Annotated in this window: 10 protein-coding genes; 5 read left to right on the top strand and 5 right to left on the bottom strand. The window is 38.2% G+C overall.

The annotated features are described in order from the left end of the window. Positions 1 to 358 precede the first annotated feature (358 nt). Entirely contained in the window at positions 359 to 1,393 is a 1,035-nt protein-coding gene (locus KCG35_RS16510; protein ID WP_215820900.1) for a DUF4062 domain-containing protein, read from the top strand. 93 nt (positions 1,394 to 1,486) lie between these two features. On the opposite strand, the gene KCG35_RS16505 is transcribed toward KCG35_RS16510, so the two are convergent. Continuing rightward, positions 1,487 to 3,397: an MFS transporter gene (locus tag KCG35_RS16505; protein ID WP_215820899.1), complete on the bottom strand. Its 1,911-nt coding sequence runs from the start codon at positions 3,395 to 3,397 to the stop codon at positions 1,487 to 1,489. A 3-nt stretch (positions 3,398 to 3,400) separates the two neighbouring features. Then, positions 3,401 to 4,003 (bottom strand): TetR/AcrR family transcriptional regulator, encoded by a 603-nt coding sequence (locus KCG35_RS16500; protein WP_215820898.1) that lies wholly within the window; start codon positions 4,001 to 4,003, stop codon positions 3,401 to 3,403. A 418-nt stretch (positions 4,004 to 4,421) separates the two neighbouring features. Between KCG35_RS16500 and KCG35_RS16495 the strand changes: the two genes are divergently transcribed. Further along, the gene (locus tag KCG35_RS16495; protein ID WP_215820897.1) at positions 4,422 to 5,408 is read left to right on the top strand and encodes a class I SAM-dependent methyltransferase; all 987 of its coding nucleotides are present in this window, start codon (positions 4,422 to 4,424) and stop codon (positions 5,406 to 5,408) included. Positions 5,409 to 5,552: 144 nt separating this feature from the next. Here the strand turns inward: KCG35_RS16495 and KCG35_RS16490 are convergent, their stop codons facing one another. The 3 genes from KCG35_RS16490 to KCG35_RS16480 form a co-directional block, all read right to left on the bottom strand. Beyond that, positions 5,553 to 5,936 carry a GvpU-like protein gene (locus KCG35_RS16490; RefSeq protein WP_215820896.1) on the bottom strand — a complete coding sequence of 128 codons (384 nt, stop codon included), beginning with the start codon at positions 5,934 to 5,936 and terminating at the stop codon, positions 5,553 to 5,555. A 230-nt stretch (positions 5,937 to 6,166) separates the two neighbouring features. After that, a complete protein-coding gene (locus tag KCG35_RS16485; protein WP_215820895.1) occupies positions 6,167 to 12,658 on the bottom strand; it encodes an AvrE-family type 3 secretion system effector in 6,492 nt (2,163 codons plus the stop codon). Positions 12,659 to 13,897: 1,239 nt separating this feature from the next. Next, positions 13,898 to 14,368 carry an FKBP-type peptidyl-prolyl cis-trans isomerase gene (locus KCG35_RS16480; protein ID WP_215820894.1) on the bottom strand — a complete coding sequence of 157 codons (471 nt, stop codon included), beginning with the start codon at positions 14,366 to 14,368 and terminating at the stop codon, positions 13,898 to 13,900. 943 nt (positions 14,369 to 15,311) lie between these two features. On the opposite strand from KCG35_RS16480, the gene fabG reads away from it, so the two are divergent. The 3 genes from fabG to KCG35_RS16465 all read left to right on the top strand — a co-directional run. Next, positions 15,312 to 16,073 (top strand): 3-oxoacyl-ACP reductase FabG, encoded by a 762-nt coding sequence (gene fabG, locus KCG35_RS16475; RefSeq protein ID WP_215820893.1) that lies wholly within the window; start codon positions 15,312 to 15,314, stop codon positions 16,071 to 16,073. 124 nt (positions 16,074 to 16,197) lie between these two features. After that, on the top strand, positions 16,198 to 16,956 hold the full coding sequence (locus tag KCG35_RS16470) for a substrate-binding periplasmic protein (protein WP_215820892.1): 759 nt from the start codon (positions 16,198 to 16,200) through the stop codon (positions 16,954 to 16,956). 14 nt (positions 16,957 to 16,970) lie between these two features. Then, positions 16,971 to 17,460, top strand: a 490-nt coding sequence (locus KCG35_RS16465) for a substrate-binding periplasmic protein (RefSeq protein ID WP_215820891.1), incomplete at its 3' end; no start/stop codon positions are given.

The raw sequence follows: 17,460 nt of genomic DNA, 5'->3' as shown, positions 1-17,460 counted from the left end.
TAATCATTTTATATAATAATATGGAATAATAAAAAATATTATATGCACTTTGTGCAATTATTGTCCTGCTGTAGCCAGGATTTCCGGCCTATTTTGAACAAATGGAGATTATGTTCATAGTGCTATGTCGTCCTGGCAAGGCATGATATAAAGGAATAAAAGAAAAAATCATGCCTAATATAAGCAATGAATGAACTGTTTAAGCTTCATATGTATGAATGAAAGGAAATACTTATGGGTCTAATGCCTTAGCCGATAAGTCAGTAACGTTTTCAGGGCTTTATCGCTATACTTGTTTAACATTGGTAAAAATATGGTCTTTTTTGGTTATTTTTGCCGTTAGTATGTTGTAGACGGAATGTCGTTATTGAAACGCTATCAAATATTTATTAGCTCCACATATCGTGATTTAGTTGAGGAACGCCAAGCGCTGGTCAATGCTTTGCTCAGTTTGGGCTGTATACCTGTGGGGCCTGAGTTTCTCCCTGGATTTAGAAATCCAGACCAGGATAATTGGCCTCACGTCCGGCGGGCTATTGATCAGAGTGATTATGTCGTGTTGGTTTCTGGTGGCCGATATGGCTCACTAACACGAAGTGGTATTAGCTACCTTCACCGTGAATATACTTATGCACATACGCTACGTAAGCCGATTTTATGTTTTGTGCGAGATTTAAAAGCACCATTAGCAGCAAATAAAAAAGAGGTGACAGCGGAAGGTGTTGCCCGTTTGCGTGTATTTAGAGAGTCTTTGCAGAAGCATAATAATTACTCTTGGGATACATTGGAAACATTGGTTTCTCTTTTAAGGCAGCATTTGCCTACATTTATTGAACGATTGCCTGCACCAGGGTGGATAAGGGCTGCAGATGTAGAAGAAGGGCAAACGGAGAAACAGCTAGATTTACGAAAACAACTGGCTGATTTGCAGGAGGTGAAACACTCTCTTCAACACTTGTCGCCTTCTCAATCAAATTCAATAAATGCTTTGCAGGAGCTAGTGGAACTCTCCTTTGCTTGTAATATTTATATTGAAGGGAATTGTAAGTTAATTACATCTAAAGCTACACTAATTTGGCAGGATGTTTTTAATGCATTTGCTGTAGACTTGGATAGTAGCGCTTCAGAGGACAAGATTAAACAGTCTCTTGCTCAGTTCTTAGCAGAACGTTATACCCACCATATTCATGAAGCTTATGACGATGCTCATGCTGTCAGTAGTTTTCAATTTACTGATACCTCATTACGAATGATACGGTTGCATTTGAGGCGTATGGGGCTGATTCGAAAGGATACGCTTCATTCTAATCGAAGTAGAGCTGTTTGGCAGTTAACTCCTTTGGGGCGTAAAGTGCTTGAGGATATTAGGCAACATACTGCAGTTAATGACTAGTTTGTCTTGGAACGCTACAGTTTTTGTACACTAGCTGCAGTATGTTTTCGTTAATGTGCTTGGCTTATATTTTTAAATAGTTACTAATGCCTATTAAGCATATTCCCCTCTAAGCTGTGCTACTTCTTGTTGTAATCTTTCTGCAGTAGCGTTTTCTGCGGAGATTGGGTGTCCTGTAACGAGTTTAATTCTGGACCAAACGCGTCGTGGTCGTTTGGCCATGGCTGGGCCACCATGGTGACTGAAAAAACTGCCCCATAAACCTTGTAGAGCCATAGGTATGACGGGGACGGGGGTGCGGCTGATAATTTTTTCTATACCTCGTTTAAAGGTATTAATTTCACCAGTTTTAGTCAATCTACCTTCTGGGAAAATGCAAACCACATTACCCTGCTCAAGTTCTTCTGCAATTCGGTCAAATGCTTGATTAAAGGTTTCTGGGTGTCTAGATTTTGCTGTGATAGGAATTGCTTTTGCTACCCTGAAAATGAAATTAAGTACAGGTAAGTCATAAATAGGTTTATCCATCACAAAGCGAATAGGTCGACGACATGCTCCAGCAATCAGTAAAGCATCGACATAGCTGACATGGTTACAGACGATAACTGCAGGTCCCGTTTCAGGGATACGATCTAGGTTGAGTGACTTAACACGATACATTGAGTGACTTAACAGGTATATCAAAAAACGCATAGTAAACTCTGGTACGACAGAGAATACATAAATTGCCACTAAACCATTAGAGAGCGCTAAGATTAAGAAAAATTGTGGGATGCTGAGTTTAAGCAAACCAATACAAATGATAGCGCAAATTCCACTGGTCAGCATAAATAAAGCATTTAGGATATTGTTTGCGGCAATGACTCGAGCGCGATAGGCTTCATCTGTTCTCGATTGAACGAGTGCATAAAGTGGAACAATAAATAATCCACCAAAAAAACCAATTAGTGCTAAATCAATCAGAATTCTCAGATTAGCTGTGATGCTGAAAAAACTAATAATGGTAATTTCTTCTAAGTTATGAGGAGGAAGTGCATGACTAACCAAGAAGAGGTCAATACCAAATAATGTCAAACCAATACTGCCAATAGGTACAATACCTAGTTCTATTTTATGGCCAGATAGTCGATCACAGCTCAGTGATCCTAAGCCAATGCCAATAGAAAATGAGGCTAGTAAGCAGGTCCAAATATTGGGATTACCATTGATAACATAGCTTGTAAAATTAGGTAGTTGAGTTAGGTAAGCTATACCTAAAAACCAAAACCAACTAATTGCTAGAATGGATAAATAAACGGCTCTTGTCTCTCTTGCATAGCGCAATGTTCGAAATGTTTGGGTAATTGGGTTCCAATTAAGATGAAGGTTTGGTGCGCTCGATGGTGCGTGAGGTATTTGGCGACTACTTAAATAGCCAAATGTAGCAAAACCAATTATGCAGTAAGAAATCCATGTGGTGGAAGAGGGCAGCTCAGTGAGTAAGCCACCTAAAATTGTTCCTAGTAAAATGGCTACAAACGTGCCTAATTCAACCCAAGCATTTCCTGCAACTAATTCGGTTTCTTGCAAATGCTGAGGGATAATCGCGTACTTAACCGGTCCAAAAAAGCTTGACTGTGTTCCCATTAAAAAAAGCACGAGCAGTAAGCCAATAAGACTATTGAAGTAAAAGGCTAGAGCAGCGAGTGACATAATGATTATCTCGCTGAATTTAATAATTCTGATTAACTTAGATTTTTCATATTTATCTGCAAGTTGTCCTGCTGTTGCTGAAAAAATAAATAGCGGCAAAATAAAAAGAACTGCTGCTAGGTTTATCAAAATATCTTTATTATCTGCGAAAGGTAGACTGCTTTCGAAACGGGTTAATTGGAATCCAATTAACAGTGCAAGTGAGTTTCGAAAGACATTATCGTTAAATGCCCCTAGAAACTGCGTCATAAAAAAAGGTAAAAAACGTTTACTTTTTATTAGGGGGGCTTGTTTCGCAGATGGAGAGCTCATAGCTTATGCTCCTGACCAGCTAAATACCAGTTGATGTACAAGGTTAGATAATAGGGTTTCTATATCAGTAATACCTTCGATAAATAACTTATTATTAAGGGCAAGTGTTGTCATCCCATGTACTCCACTCCATAAAATACGAGCATTTTTTTGAATTGTTTGTTGAGACATATTAGGGTGTAAACGAGTCAGCTCGTTTTCTAATAAATGAAAGATTTGGTCAATATTGGCTTGTTGCCACTGAGGTATTGGTTCGTTTTCAGGTAACCTAAGTGAAAATACCAGGTTCCAATGATTGGGTTCTTGAAGTGCAAACTGGTGATAGCTTAAAGCCATGAGCGTTAGGTTGTGTTCAGGCGTGTTGGAATCTGTTATGCCTCTTTGGCAGTGTAAGTACATGCGATCCATCGTTCTTGCGTTAACATGCAATAACATATCAGCCTGATGTTTAAAAACCGTGTAAAGGGTTCCTACAGTATACCCAATGGCTTTAGCCACCATGCGGGTACTGATTGCCTCGTGATGGAGTTGATGAAGCATTGTCTCCACAGCCTGAATAGCCAGGTGCTGAATTTCTTCTTTAGTATGTTGGTTGCGTCGAGCCATATTAAACAGTGTTCAATTTAAGTTTGTGATATGTAATTAAACAGTGTTCAATATAGTAGCATGTTTTAAACAATGTTCAATTAAAATTTTTCAGCCCACTGAGTGCTACACTAACAGAGACGGTTGTGCATCCTTCAAACCTTGATACAGAGCATAGTGAGTAAAGCTATTCGATAAGAGGCTTTTGCTTTAGCAGCATGTATTCTTACGCTTATCATGAATAAAGACAGTTGAAAGAAACAGAGCAAGTGAATTGTCACTAAAGTGTTAACAAATGAATCTGATGTTGGTAGGGGTTGATAGCTTAGTTTAAGAAAATGACTAAATTGTTGAGTTATAAAAGATATGTTTATGTAAAGATAGTCACTTAATGACTTGTGTTTTGGGGTAGAGCTCAGCTTAACAGAATAAGGACATTATGTTTATTCTAGGATTGATTATTGGGGTGATTGTAACTTGGTTAGTTATGTCGGGGATGGCTGACCTGATCATAAGCATATGCCGTGGCTCAATCAAAGACCAGCGTGTAAATGGTGAATACTTTACGCCTGAACAATGGTTACTAAATACATCATCTGCTCCCTTGTTCACTTGGTGTAACTTTGGGTATTGGCGGAATGTTAGTAATTACGTGCAGGCATGTATGAACCTTGCAGGGCTTGTTGCAGATGAAGTTCATCTTGTTCCTAAGGATAATCTGTTTGATGCTGGTTTTCGTTCTCCCGACCAGCTATTAGTATGGGCAGATCTTTATCAGGTTGACACGATTAAAGCCTGTGGTCTTAACATCTGGCGCTTACAACTAGCGCGGGAACGTTGTCAAGCGTATCCACAAGTCGAGTTGTTGTCAGGTAATCACATGCAACTGGCACAACAAGAAGATAAAAGTATTGATAAAATAATTGCTTTAGATTGCGTTTATTTTTTTTCAGATAAACAAGAATTTTTTGATAATGCAAGCCGTGTTTTGCAACCTAGAGGTTTATTGGGAATTACGGATATCTTGCTAACTCAGCCATTTAATGTACCTTGGCAAGCGTGGTTATTTAGGCGATTTCTAACGATTTGTAGAATCCCTGAAGAAAATGTTGTGCCTGAAGCTATCTATAAGCAGAGGCTCGACCAGGCAGGCTTTAAGCTCATCAATTACAGGGATATCACTGTGGATGTTTTAGGAGGGTTTTGTGATTGGGTTCACCAACAGACAAACACATTAAAAGCATCTATTGCGGTAGACGTCAGACTGCGTCTAAAAATTTTGGAGAGGGTTTTGCGTTGGTTAATACAAAATAATATTGTGCAGTATGTGTTAATTACTGCTGAGTTAAAAACAACTGAGACAGAGTATAATACTGAGCAGGAAAATGAGGTGGCAGATACCGAAGCTACAGAAGATAAGAAGTAACATATTTTTTGTTAATTATTGTTTTTCCATTTTGAGCAAAAAAGCTATGCTAAATCATTATGTGGTCATTAGCTTACCCCTTTTCTTTAAAATATTATTCTGGGATAAGCTTGTATTAAAGGATATTATATTTTTATGACGTATCTAGCCAACCGCAAAGGTATTTATTGCCATCAGAGGTATTCTTAACAATCGAGGTGCATCAGTGTCAACCTGACTTAAATAGTGAACCTGGTTTAGGTGAAGATAATGTGGCGCAATGTGATGCTGGCGTTGGTAACTTGCTGAAGCTTTTACTGTTTTAAAAAACTCCTCAGCGGTATCTGCTTTGCCGCTTAAGTCAAGCGTAACATGGTTTAGAAAGTTATTTTCTAACTCTTTCAAATAATCCTGAAAACTAATGGCTTGACCTTTGACCAGTAGTCCATTAATACTGACAGTCATATTAAGACGCAGATCTTTTTGAATAAAGTGGTCAACAATTTGCAGTAATAATGGATCTGCTTGAATGGTGGGTTGTAATTCCATTTTTGCTCGCTCCTTGAGTGCCCCGTTCTGTTGCAATTTAAAGTATGGGTATTATGCCCTTAATCATCAATTTGAAATTTTCGCTATTATTAATCCTAACAAATAATATGAAAATAAATAAAGAACAGTATGTTTTTTATCTAGAGTAAAATGTATATATTTGGTTAAGCACTATGTTGAAAGTGGTATCCAAATAAAAATATTTATTTGGATACCACATACATTATTATTTATGTATGTGCAGTCAGTATATTTTCAGTATTGAGTCTATTGTAGATGTTCGTCAATGTATCATGAGTTGATGACTCATCAGACATATGGCTCATTGATTGCACTAACTGATCTAATTGTCTAGTACCCAGCTGAGTACCATTTTGGGTGGTAATCGTAATGTGTTGGTTATCTTCATTGTCAGCCCAGTCTTTAACGATGAGAGTCTGTTGCTTACTTTGGTTCAACAACACTAAGTCATCATTTACTAAGTAGCCCTCCAACTGATCCTGTTGTAGAGAATGCCAGGCAACAATGTCCTGCTGCAGGTCAGTGGCCGTGTTATCGATTACAATAACAGTACTTTGGTCATTCAATTCAACTGTATCTCGCCCATTGCCCAGTGTTAAATGTGTGAGCTGTTGGTCAACAACGACTCGATCATTTCCATCACCTAAAGTAATAAAAATTTGATCAGCTAATGTACCCATTGAGTTTGAGAATGTTTGATGATTATTATTCCACTTCAATTGTTGTGTTGATAGGTTCACAGAGTAGTCAGTTTTGGTTGCATTTAGTTGTAAATAATTTAGTTGCAAAGCCCCTTTATTATTAATTTGAAAATAGTGACTGCCAAATGATGCTCGCTCTGAATCAGTGATTTTAACAGCAAGATGCTGATTTTCACCAGTTAAGCGCCACTCTCGCAAAATAATCTGAGTGTTCTGATAATGTAGTTTTAAATGCTTATTGGTAAATGAGGTAGATAAAGATTGAGATCCACTGGTTAATTCTAATATATCGGTAAGCCCATCTTCTGCTTTGTTATTGATAAAAACCTGCTGTTGATTACCATCAACTTGATATAAGTCACGACCATTACCACCAATCAGTCGACCACCTTGTTCTCCCGCGTTTAATATATCATCACCTGCACCACCAAATATTCGGTCAAAACCCGCTCCGCCTACTAACCAGTTATCTTGTTCATTTCCGTGAATTTCATCATTAGCTTTACTACCTTGAACTAAGCTAATGTGATTACTGAGTAAGCTGGTTACCTGGGTTCCAGAAATAAGTTGTTGTTCGATTAGACCTGTGCGTAAATTAATGCTATATCCTTTTAGCTCCTGGTGATCACTTAGTTGCACTTGGTTAACAGAGAGTGGCTTATTTGTCTCCAATGATGAAAAGTAATAACGATTACCTTGCAAGTCCATGAGTGATAAATGTTGCCATGCACGTCCTTCATAATAATTTTCCACAGTAGCGATAGCTTGGTATTGAGTTGTATCTCCTAGTTGAGTTTTCAAGGACGACAATTGAGGATGCTGGCCAGCGATTGCAGCAGGATGTTTAATTGCCTGCTCAATAGATGTTAATAATCCTTGGTTTACATTAATTGAGGGGAAACGTTGTGTTAGTAGTTTTTGCCATTTGGCAAAATAGACAGTTTGCTCACTATTTTGATTTTTGATACGTTGTAGCTGTTGCCACAATTGTTGCCAACGTAATGACTGTTGTTGAGTTTGAATCACTAAGTCTTTATCTTGCTGTACCAGTTTTAAGTTATAAATATTGGTGATCAATAAATCTTCCGCAGAATTTACGGGTAATGATGGATTAGGTTTTTTGATTTGACGATCAGCATGCCAGCGGGACTGTGTAGCAAGGGTATCTAGTGATTCATCATCAAGATAGGAAATACCTTGTTCTCTAAGTCGCATTCCAGATGCATAGTAATCGTCGTACAATTCCTGCCAATTTTTTTGGTAATGGTTATCGTAGTTATTAATGACGTTATTATGTTCAATGCCTTCAATATCATCAGCTTGAATTAAATAAGAATCATGACCTTGTCCGCCTTTAAGCTGGTTTTTTCCTTTGCCTCCTGCAAGTGTATCATCGCCAGCCAGGCCTTCTAACTTATCATCTCCCTCAAAGCCGGTTAGCGCATTATTTAAGTTGTTGCCTTTTATTTGGTCATTTTTCTCTGAACCCAGAACATGCTCAATTTGACTCACTAAAAAGTTATAGGTGGCAGGAGTATCACCTGTGCCTTTTGCTAAATTAATGGTAACACCCTGGCTGTATCGTGATGGTCGATGACTAAAGTAACTACGAAAAGATATTGTATCTTCACCATGGCCGCCGTTAAATGTTGATTGTCCATTATCTGCATTACCCTCACCATGGCGCCATCCATTAAATTCAAATAAATCACTTTGGTTACCACCGGTTAAATGCTTTCTACCCCAGCCATTTATCTGAAAAATATTTTTACGATTTAAATCACCAATTGCGGCATCGTAGCCTTTTCCTAACATAAACAAGGTAGTACCACTGCTGCTCAAGTTTGGTTTTTCCATGACTAATGCTGGTTTAGGCTCATGACCAAATACGAGACCCTCATTATTGTTGGGAATGTGCCGTAAATATTCTTTGTATTCGGTGTTTGATAAATTGTGATAATCATGACGATCTGCTTGAGTAATATATTTACCATAGCTGGTTTCGACATGCCCCTCACTGTAGACCAGTTTATCAATACCTGAGCGGCTTAATTGCTCAAATTGCTTGGTCATTTGATCTTGATAGGCTTTGAAAACCTGATTACGAACAGCTTTATTTTGAATATCTTCAGGTACAGGGAAACCAAAGAACGTTGCTGCCCCAGCCCGCCATAAGTCGCCCTCGCTAATACCTGCCTCGCGTAGTTGTTGAGTGACGCGAACAGCATTATATATTCCTTGAGCGATACCAATTGCCAGGCCAATAGCGGCACCTATAGGCCCAGCAGCTGCAGTGACTAACGAAGCTAAGCCCGTTGCTATTGCGACTAAACTACTGGCTATCGCTAATGAGCCATTAACAATAGCATCAACCCTGGCTTGACCTGTAGAGCGGCTTGCTTCAGTGAATGAATCAACAGCACTCCAAGCGGATAGCCCTGCACCAACAAAACTGGTAAATGCACCTGCTTTACCTGCAGAGCTGGCGAGTCGCTGAGATAAATGCTGTATATGTCGACTGTTGGCAATAAGGTCCAGGGATAAATCTAAGGTATCAAACCCGGTGGCAAGTCCTCCTTTAACGGCGTTTTTTACATCACCACGATTAATCGCATCCTGTATTTGGTAAATTGCGCCTGGTAATTGCGCTAATTGTAAGCCCATATTGAACTTGCCAATCGTGCGAGCACTCTTTATAAGCTTCTGGTGGGAAGGGGCATCAGGATCAGTTCTTGTGTGTTGTAGTGATTCTGTTAAGTCGGATAGTAGCTTAGGATCTGCAATGTGGCGCTTATTGTTTAATTTATTTATCGCATGCGTTAAATGGGTTGCTGTTAATTCATTTAAATCACCGGAGAGTTGATAGCCAGTAAGTACACCATCTTGATAATTAAACTCCACTTTACCTAACTGGCGTTTAATTCCAAATGACGCGGTGCTTTTGTATTTTGCACCTACAAACACATCAAAGGATGTTTCATTTTGTGTGGCAGCTGCAACTTCCATCGATTGAATGCGATAATTACTTTCTTGACTGATTATCTTTGTTAATTCATCGCCAAAGTTTTCACTCATGTGTGACTCATTACTAAGTAATAAGTCTTGAAGTTTAACTCTGGCTTCATCTGTTAAGCTTAGTTTAATTTTTAACTCGGTTCCTTCTGAAGCCTGTAAGGCTGCGACAATGACGCGGAATTTAGCGTCATCGTTTATAAGTTGTTGTAAGTTGTGTACATGACTTTCACTATTTGGGAAAAGCTGACGCCAAAAAGAAGGTTGATCAATACGATTTAAATTAGAATATGTTTTACTATAGCTAACTTTACTCAGTTGACTGTAGCCTTTTTCAGCAAGTGTTTGTTGTTGAACTAACAAATTAAGCTCATTAAGCTGACTACGAAATTCAGTTGATATATTATCTGAACCAAGAAGTTGGTTTATATTTTGTTTTAGTTTAGGGACAAGAATGCTTACTTCATCACTAGAGTAAATGTTTTCAAGTAATATTAAATGATTTTTCAGAGAATTATTGAGTTGATTACGGTGGTGGATAAGTAAGTTAGTTGCTGTTTTTGACCATTTTTCCAGTTCGACAGATTCTGCTTTAACAAAGCTCCAGTCGTATTTTTTACCACTTTTATTATCAATACCCGCTTCCAGAGCTATGTCGGTTTTAGACATGCCACCACCACCAACAGGATCGGGTTCTGGACCACCACGAATAACAGTACCTACGCCCACTTCCGCTTTAGCTTTATTAACAACATTCAGGCTATTGTTGGAATGATTATGACTGTTTTCCCCTGTTGATGTTGTCGTGCTTGACCATTCCTTTGTGCCTGATAATACGTTGACCATAATTCGAGCACGACCTCGAAAACGCAACATTTGGCTTATATTGTCAACAGGCAGTAAAGACTTATTATCAAGATTCAAATCAGTACCTGCACCAATATCAGCATCAAAAGCCAGTTTTCGACCTCGCTTAAATTCGAGTTTTTGGGCAAAGGTCATTAAATCGAGGGGATTGGCATCTTTATTTGTCAGTAGTTTATAGAACTTATCAAATTCTTCTTCCGTTAGTTCAAGGTTGGTTTCATTGTTAAATTTTGCTCGGAACAGGAATTTGCCATAAACGCCAGGTAGTCTTAGCTTGGTTTGCCAATCGCTACCTTCTGCCGAAGCGCTGTCATCAGTATCACCATTAAGTTTGTGGGACATCCCTCGACTGTAGCCTAAAAAGAGGGGGATAGTACCATCTCGGCCAACAATAACGTTGTAGCCACTGTCGCTTCGCGAAATAATCAATTGATAACTACGGTCCATACCTGAGGCAATTACAGGGATAGGATCAAGGTAATCTGGCACGCCTTTAACGACCAGTCTTGTACCTAGACCGAAACCATAGTTTCGCTCTAAGGATACAGATTCTCCTGGAGAAAGGTCTTTAACAATGTTGTGCAGCTTTTCAACGGTGTTCTTACTATTTGTAGTTTCCAGGGATGTTCCTGCTGCTACATTGACAGCATGGTGGGATTTATTAAGCACTTTGCTGAAGTACTTAAAGCTGTCATAAGCGGCTTCAAGGCGATCAAAGTTAGAAAACCCTAAATCAGCAACTTTTTTAATTGGACTATTTGTGTAGTTGCCTTTTATTGATTCTAGTCGAGAAGAAAAATCTGCTGCACTGATTTTTCTTAGTTGGACATCCCGAAGCAATGCAATGACCTGTTGATGAGTATTTAAGTCGAGAGAAATATCGGCATTAATCAAGCCAACATTGTCATACTGGTCCCGATGCAGAAAGTTATTTTTTGAAGAAGGTGTTTTTAAAAAAGTTTCCTTTTCGACTAATAACTGAGCAATGCGCTTAACATCTGTTATTGAGCTTTCGGCATTCTGGTCAGTAAAGGTTGACCAGTAATTATTCCAAATGTGTGTTAAGTTTTCTGTTGTAACGCTGGGGTTTAATGCGGCAGTGATATGGGCTGTTTTGTTGGGTTTATAGTTTGAGTTTAAAGTTCCCGCTTCTGTTAAAATGCCCAGTTTTTTTTCTAAACGAGTCAGCTGTTGCTCTGAATGCTGGTATAACGAACTCAGGAAATCTTTAGCTTCAGCAACTTGTGAGTCATCAAGACGGTTAATATTTGGGCGGTCATCGCTGCTTAGTTGGCTCAATAGTGTAACAATATTTACTTTATTGGCAGCAGTATGAGTGTTGTTGGCCAGGTTGGCATAAAGGGTTTTAGTGGCTTGGTAGAGGTTTGTTAATCCTTTTCGGCCTGTGAGCTTGTGTTGTAGAAAATAGGAGAGTGTTTTAATAGGGCGAGGAAAACTATGGGCAGACCAGGGTCTATTGGGATCGATATTAATAAGGTGTGCTTTGAAGTAATTAATCAGGGGGGCTGTCAGACTTTTAGACGAACTGTTGGGAAAGGGGGCAGGCCCGGTTAAAACGTTATTAGTGATGTCTACACTATTACCTGTTCCAGGAATACTAACACTTGCCTCACCTGCTTTTAATCTCTTCCATAATGCATTGACTGAAGCAAAAGTTTCTGCGGGGTTGGATTTAAATGTGAGTAAATCAGTGTAGGTTAAGTCTGTTCGCTGTATTGATTGTTGTAAGTCGGTGGGAGATGCGCTGTCTATCGTTGTTGATTGAGCAACTTGCCAGGAGAGGCTTTGGTCATCCAGTTGAAATCGATGAATATTATTTTCTTTGTCGAGTGCGAAAATTGATCCTGTATCTGTGGCAATAATCTGGGAAAATGTATAACTGGATTCTTGTAATATGGTATGTAGGAAAGATAGGTCAGCAGGATGTTTTCGTTGTCCATCATGATAATTCACTATGTGAACTTTACCATATTCGTCAAGAATCCATGTAGTGGTGTACTTTTCACTGGCTAGTTGTTGAATGGAAGTAATCTCAGCATTTATTTTTAGATCGGCAGGAATAACAAAACTATCAGGATGAATACTTTTGGCAGACCACATTATAATTGACCTTTAAGTGTATATAGTAAGTAAAAGTAGGCAATATACAGGGAGGTTCTAAAAATGAATTTTTTTCATGTTTAAAGCCTAAACACTAGGTTCTAAATTGTTAGTGTTACGAGTTCACTGGAATTATAGTGTTTTCTGTTATTTTGTGTTTATGAAAAAAATCTGGTTGTTTAGGTACCCTATATTTTAAATATATTGGTTGCTGTTAATGATGTATTAATAAATTGATTTTTTTTGGTTTAAGTGTATCGATTTGTAATTAGGGCAAAAACAATATTACCATCCTGATTGAATGGTCTATTTTTACCGATAATTAACAGTGTGGCTATATTCATATTAATTAAATTAGGTGTATATTGTTTTGAATGTATTTATTAGCTTTAGTAAACATTTCGGAGCTGTATGCATTCGCTGGCCCTCACCTGTTTAACTATTACCTATACAGAGCGGTTACCTACAGAGTAATTTGTAGAACAGCTTTGAGTAAATTAATAACAGCTGTGGGCTAAAACCATGCTGACCTTGCTTTAATAACTTACTTCATTAAGTGATTATCTACATCGCATAATTAGGAGGTTTTATTTGCGAAACTAAAGCTATAAAAAAAATAGTAGAATTTCAATACTTTTTGGTCATCATTCAACTTATATATTTTAAAACGTACTAAGGTGTTAATTAGAAAAACCTTAACTCGACTTTGGCCATTTAGAAGCTAAGGCATTGCAGGTAAAGCAATACAGTTTAGTGTTTATAACCTGAATTAACTCATGTCTAATGAAAACCATGATATGAATTAATTCTAACCTGTTGTTTCTAATAGCTTATTTTTAGCTGTCATGTGTATTGAATGATGGCCAAAGTCGAGCTTAATTAAGATGGCAAAAATATTTAAATAATGTGAAATAAGATAATCAATTTGTAATGAAAAAGAATGCAAAAAATATAAATAAGAAAAAAGTTGGTGTTTTTTTATTTAAATGATTCGTGAAAGGGATACACAGATGAAGTTTTAGTTTTCAGATGTATAGGGAAAAACAGTAAGTTATTTATGCAGAAGATGATGAGCAAAACAATTTATCGACTGTTTAATATGAGGCGTGAATCTATTTCAGAGATAACATTTCAGGGTAATTTGGCTAGATATACTTATAGTTTGTTAGATAGAGGAGAAAGCTATACCTATTGCAGATGATGCAGTGCAACAGGCATAGCGATAACAAAGGCTAACCGTTAATGGGCATGACCATGTTCAAGCTCTTCATCCGCTGCTTCACGTACTTGAGTGATTTCAACTTCAAAATGAAGAGTTTCACCTGCTAAGGGGTGATTTGCATCAATTGTAACTTCATCGCCAGCAACGTCTACAACACGGATGACTTGAACTTGACCATCTGGAGACTGAGCTTGAAACTGCATGCCTGACTGAATGTCTTCAACACCTTCAAAAAGTTCTCTGGAAACTGTCTGGATTAAGTCAGGGTGCTTTTCACCATATCCCTCTTCAGGAGCCACAGTTACTTTAAGCTGGTCACCTGCTGTTTTACCTACAAGGGCGCTTTCTAGGCCTGGGATAATGTTACCAGCGCCATGGAGGTAAGTCATAGGCGCATCTTGCTCAGAGCGGTCTAGTACGTCACCTTCAGCGTTGGTAAGGGTATATTGGAAGCTAACAACAGTGTTTTTTTCAATCAGTAATGACATAAGTAAGCTTTTAGATTAGTTGGTTAAACATTACCCAGTAAAGTGGAAACGATACTAGATCTAACTCATTTCTTTGGTGGACCGTTTATCGTGGGTAAAACACCAAAGCTTTATGACTATTGACCCACTATACACCAGTATAGTGACTGAGATGGAACCTGAGATGGTATTGTTGTTACTCTTTATATTCTATAGCAGATAATGCTGTCACAATAAAATAAAAGTGATAGCTGGGCCTCTCAGGCTATCTTCTATCTGAATCAAAGTAAGGCTATGAAACCACCAACACAAGCACCTAGCCAGAGTTTCTGAAGGTGTTCAAACCATCAGAGCTGGCAAGCATAACATAGGTTAAATGGGGATTTGCACTACTTTTTCTCAAAGTTGATAGGTGTTATTAAGGTAAGATTTTGATTCTTTACAAGGTTTTATGGGATTTGCTGTGATGAGCTATTTTCATTTTGTGTTTGGTGTAATGGTTGACAGAGAACTATAGCTTGCTTACTTAATTTGCTACTGCACTCTGCAGGCAATGTATTACTTGACCTTCTGCTAAAAAATACATCAGTATAAGTATAAATATAGGTGCTGCTAATGCATGCCATAGTGTTATTTTTTATGCTCAAAAAAGCGCATTAGGGCGTCGCCAAGTATGTCAATACTAGCGATTTCAATAGTGATTGCAAAGTGCGCCTAGTGGGCCATGCGTAAAGTAGGGTAACGGTCTTCAAAGCCATTTATTTTATGCATGGACCACTAGTTTAGATATTATGTAAAAATAGGCAGTTGACATGCTGTCCAGGGTTTGTTGCATGCAGCCTGAAAGCTAGTTTTTGTTGGTTATTGACTAGTCAACAGTTGTTTTTGGGGGTTGTATGAGTTAACCCGTATTGGGTCATGTAATACCTGAAAGTATGTAGTACTTTAAGAAAAAGGAGTTCTTATGAGCCAGTTTAGTAATCAAGTAGTTGTTGTCACAGGAGGTACCAAGGGGATTGGTAAGGGAATTGTCGACTACTTTGCTGTCGAAAATGCGAATGTGGTTTTTGTTGGTCGAGATCAAAAGCAAGGTGCTCAGCTCGTTGAACATTATAAAAAACAGGATAAACATGTTGTATTTTTTCAAGGTGATTTAACGGACAGGCAAAGTCAACAAGAGTTAGTCACTTTTATTTACAATGCTTATGGCAGGCTTGATGTTTTATGTTGTTGTGCGGGTATTTACCCGAGTACTACGATGGATAAAATAACTGAATCAGAGTGGGATGCTGTCTTAAATACCAACCTGAAAAGTGTTTTCTTTACCATTAAGGGGTTTTTACCTCTTATGAAAGAGCAAAACTATGGAAGAGTGGTATTAATGTCATCAATTACTGGTCCCTTTACTGGGTACCCAGGTTGGACTCACTATGGGGCTAGTAAGGCTGCGATGCTAGGTTTTATGAGGAGTGCAGCCTTGGAGTTCGTATCGCATAATGTGACGATTAATGCTGTGTTACCTGGAAATATTCTTACAGAGTCCCTTTTGGATCAGGGGGAAGATTATATCAAGGCTGTAGCTCAAGCAATTCCTACAGGTAAACTTGGCACACCTCATGATATTGCTCGTGCGGTTGCTTTTTTTGCCAGTCAGGATGCCAGTTTTATTACAGGCCAGACACTGGTTGTTGATGGTGGACAGCTGTTACCTGAGGGTGTCTTGTAAGCTTACTGTTGTCCCCCTTGTACATATACTGATACCGACAGGGGGGCATAAATGTGTTCCTTCCAAATAAAGGCTAGAATTAAGTCAAGTTAAATAAAATATTCTTGTATGATTATTTGTTTAAATGATTAAATTCATTAGTATTGTTTTTTTTATTGTCTACTCAATCTCGGCTATTACTTGCCCTTTACGGGATATTACCTTTATTACTGAAGAATACCCACCTCATAGCTATATAGAAAATAATGTTCTTCAAGGAATTGTTGTTGATATTTTAATTGCTGCTTCATCCTCAGTAAATTGCAAAGTAGAACGCTCTGAGATTAGAGTTTTACCCTGGGCTAGGGGGTATAAACGTGTTTTATCTGAAAGAAATGTTGTGCTTTTTGGAATGAGTCGAACAGTAGAGCGAGAAAAACTGTTTACTTGGGTGGGACCCATTATGGAGGTAAATAATAGTTTAATTGCACGTAAAGATAGTAAAATAAAGATAACTACCGTCGCGGATTTACATAACATACGTATTGGTGCGGTGCGTGATGATATAGGCGAAAGAGTGATAGTTAACTTGGGAATATCAAAGTCAGGGATTTACTTTTCAAGCTATCCACAGAATCTTGCTAAAATGCTTGCACAAGGACGCATTCATGCTTGGTCTTATGACGATATTGTTGGTTACTGGATGTTAGATAATTTAGGTTATAACTCGAAAGATTTTGAAGTTGTATATGTGGTTTCTAAAACAAAAACCCATTTTGCCTTTAACAAAAACTCAAATCCAGATGCGGTTAAGTTATTACAAAAAGGCGTTGATATTATTAAGGGTAAACCCAAAGACGGCATTTATTCGCCGCTCGATATTATAATTAAGAAATACCTGTAGGGCGGTTAAATAAGATGAATGATGGTCTTTTTAAAATTAGAGGGTTAATACTAACGATAAGTTTAATCAGCTCACTATGGGTATCCGCTAATTGTATCAAGAAAGAATTTATAATGGGCTGGGATGAACACTCCGAGCCGCTCATGTATTACGATGTGGACGAAGGGGTCACAGGACTAGATATTAAATTTGTCAAAGAAGTATTTCGTCAGGCTAAGTGTCAACTAACCTTTAAGTCACGTCCCTGGAATCGTGTTTTATATGAGATTAAGCAAGGATCTGTTGACTTGACAGCAGCATCATCTTGGGTAAAAGAGCGTAGTCAATATGCTTATTACTCAGAAGAATATCGTTGGGAACAGATGCGAATTGCAGTCAGAAAAGGTGAAGTTCGTCGTTGGCCGCTTAATCACCTAAGTGATATTGCCAGTTTGGATATGCGTTTAACTGGGTTGCTTGGTGCCTGGTATGGTACTGAGTTTGCTGCGTTAAATAATAACCCTA

It is taken from the genome of Zooshikella harenae (assembly GCF_018837975.1).
GTDB lineage: Bacteria > Pseudomonadota > Gammaproteobacteria > Pseudomonadales > Zooshikellaceae > Zooshikella > Zooshikella harenae.
The sequence above is the reverse complement of the archived record's forward strand: the minus strand, read 5'-3'. Positions and strand labels throughout refer to the sequence as shown.

Coding starts and splice junctions, on each gene's coding strand:
- KCG35_RS16480 (WP_215820894.1), bottom strand. CDS start 14,368: ATGTCATTACTGATTGAAAAAAACACTGTTGTTAGCTTCCAATATACC.
- KCG35_RS16500 (WP_215820898.1), bottom strand. CDS start 4,003: ATGGCTCGACGCAACCAACATACTAAAGAAGAAATTCAGCACCTGGCT.
- fabG (WP_215820893.1), top strand. CDS start 15,312: ATGAGCCAGTTTAGTAATCAAGTAGTTGTTGTCACAGGAGGTACCAAG.
- KCG35_RS16485 (WP_215820895.1), bottom strand. CDS start 12,658: ATGTGGTCTGCCAAAAGTATTCATCCTGATAGTTTTGTTATTCCTGCC.
- KCG35_RS16510 (WP_215820900.1), top strand. CDS start 359: ATGTCGTTATTGAAACGCTATCAAATATTTATTAGCTCCACATATCGT.
- KCG35_RS16490 (WP_215820896.1), bottom strand. CDS start 5,936: ATGGAATTACAACCCACCATTCAAGCAGATCCATTATTACTGCAAATT.
- KCG35_RS16470 (WP_215820892.1), top strand. CDS start 16,198: ATGATTAAATTCATTAGTATTGTTTTTTTTATTGTCTACTCAATCTCG.
- KCG35_RS16505 (WP_215820899.1), bottom strand. CDS start 3,397: ATGAGCTCTCCATCTGCGAAACAAGCCCCCCTAATAAAAAGTAAACGT.
- KCG35_RS16495 (WP_215820897.1), top strand. CDS start 4,422: ATGTTTATTCTAGGATTGATTATTGGGGTGATTGTAACTTGGTTAGTT.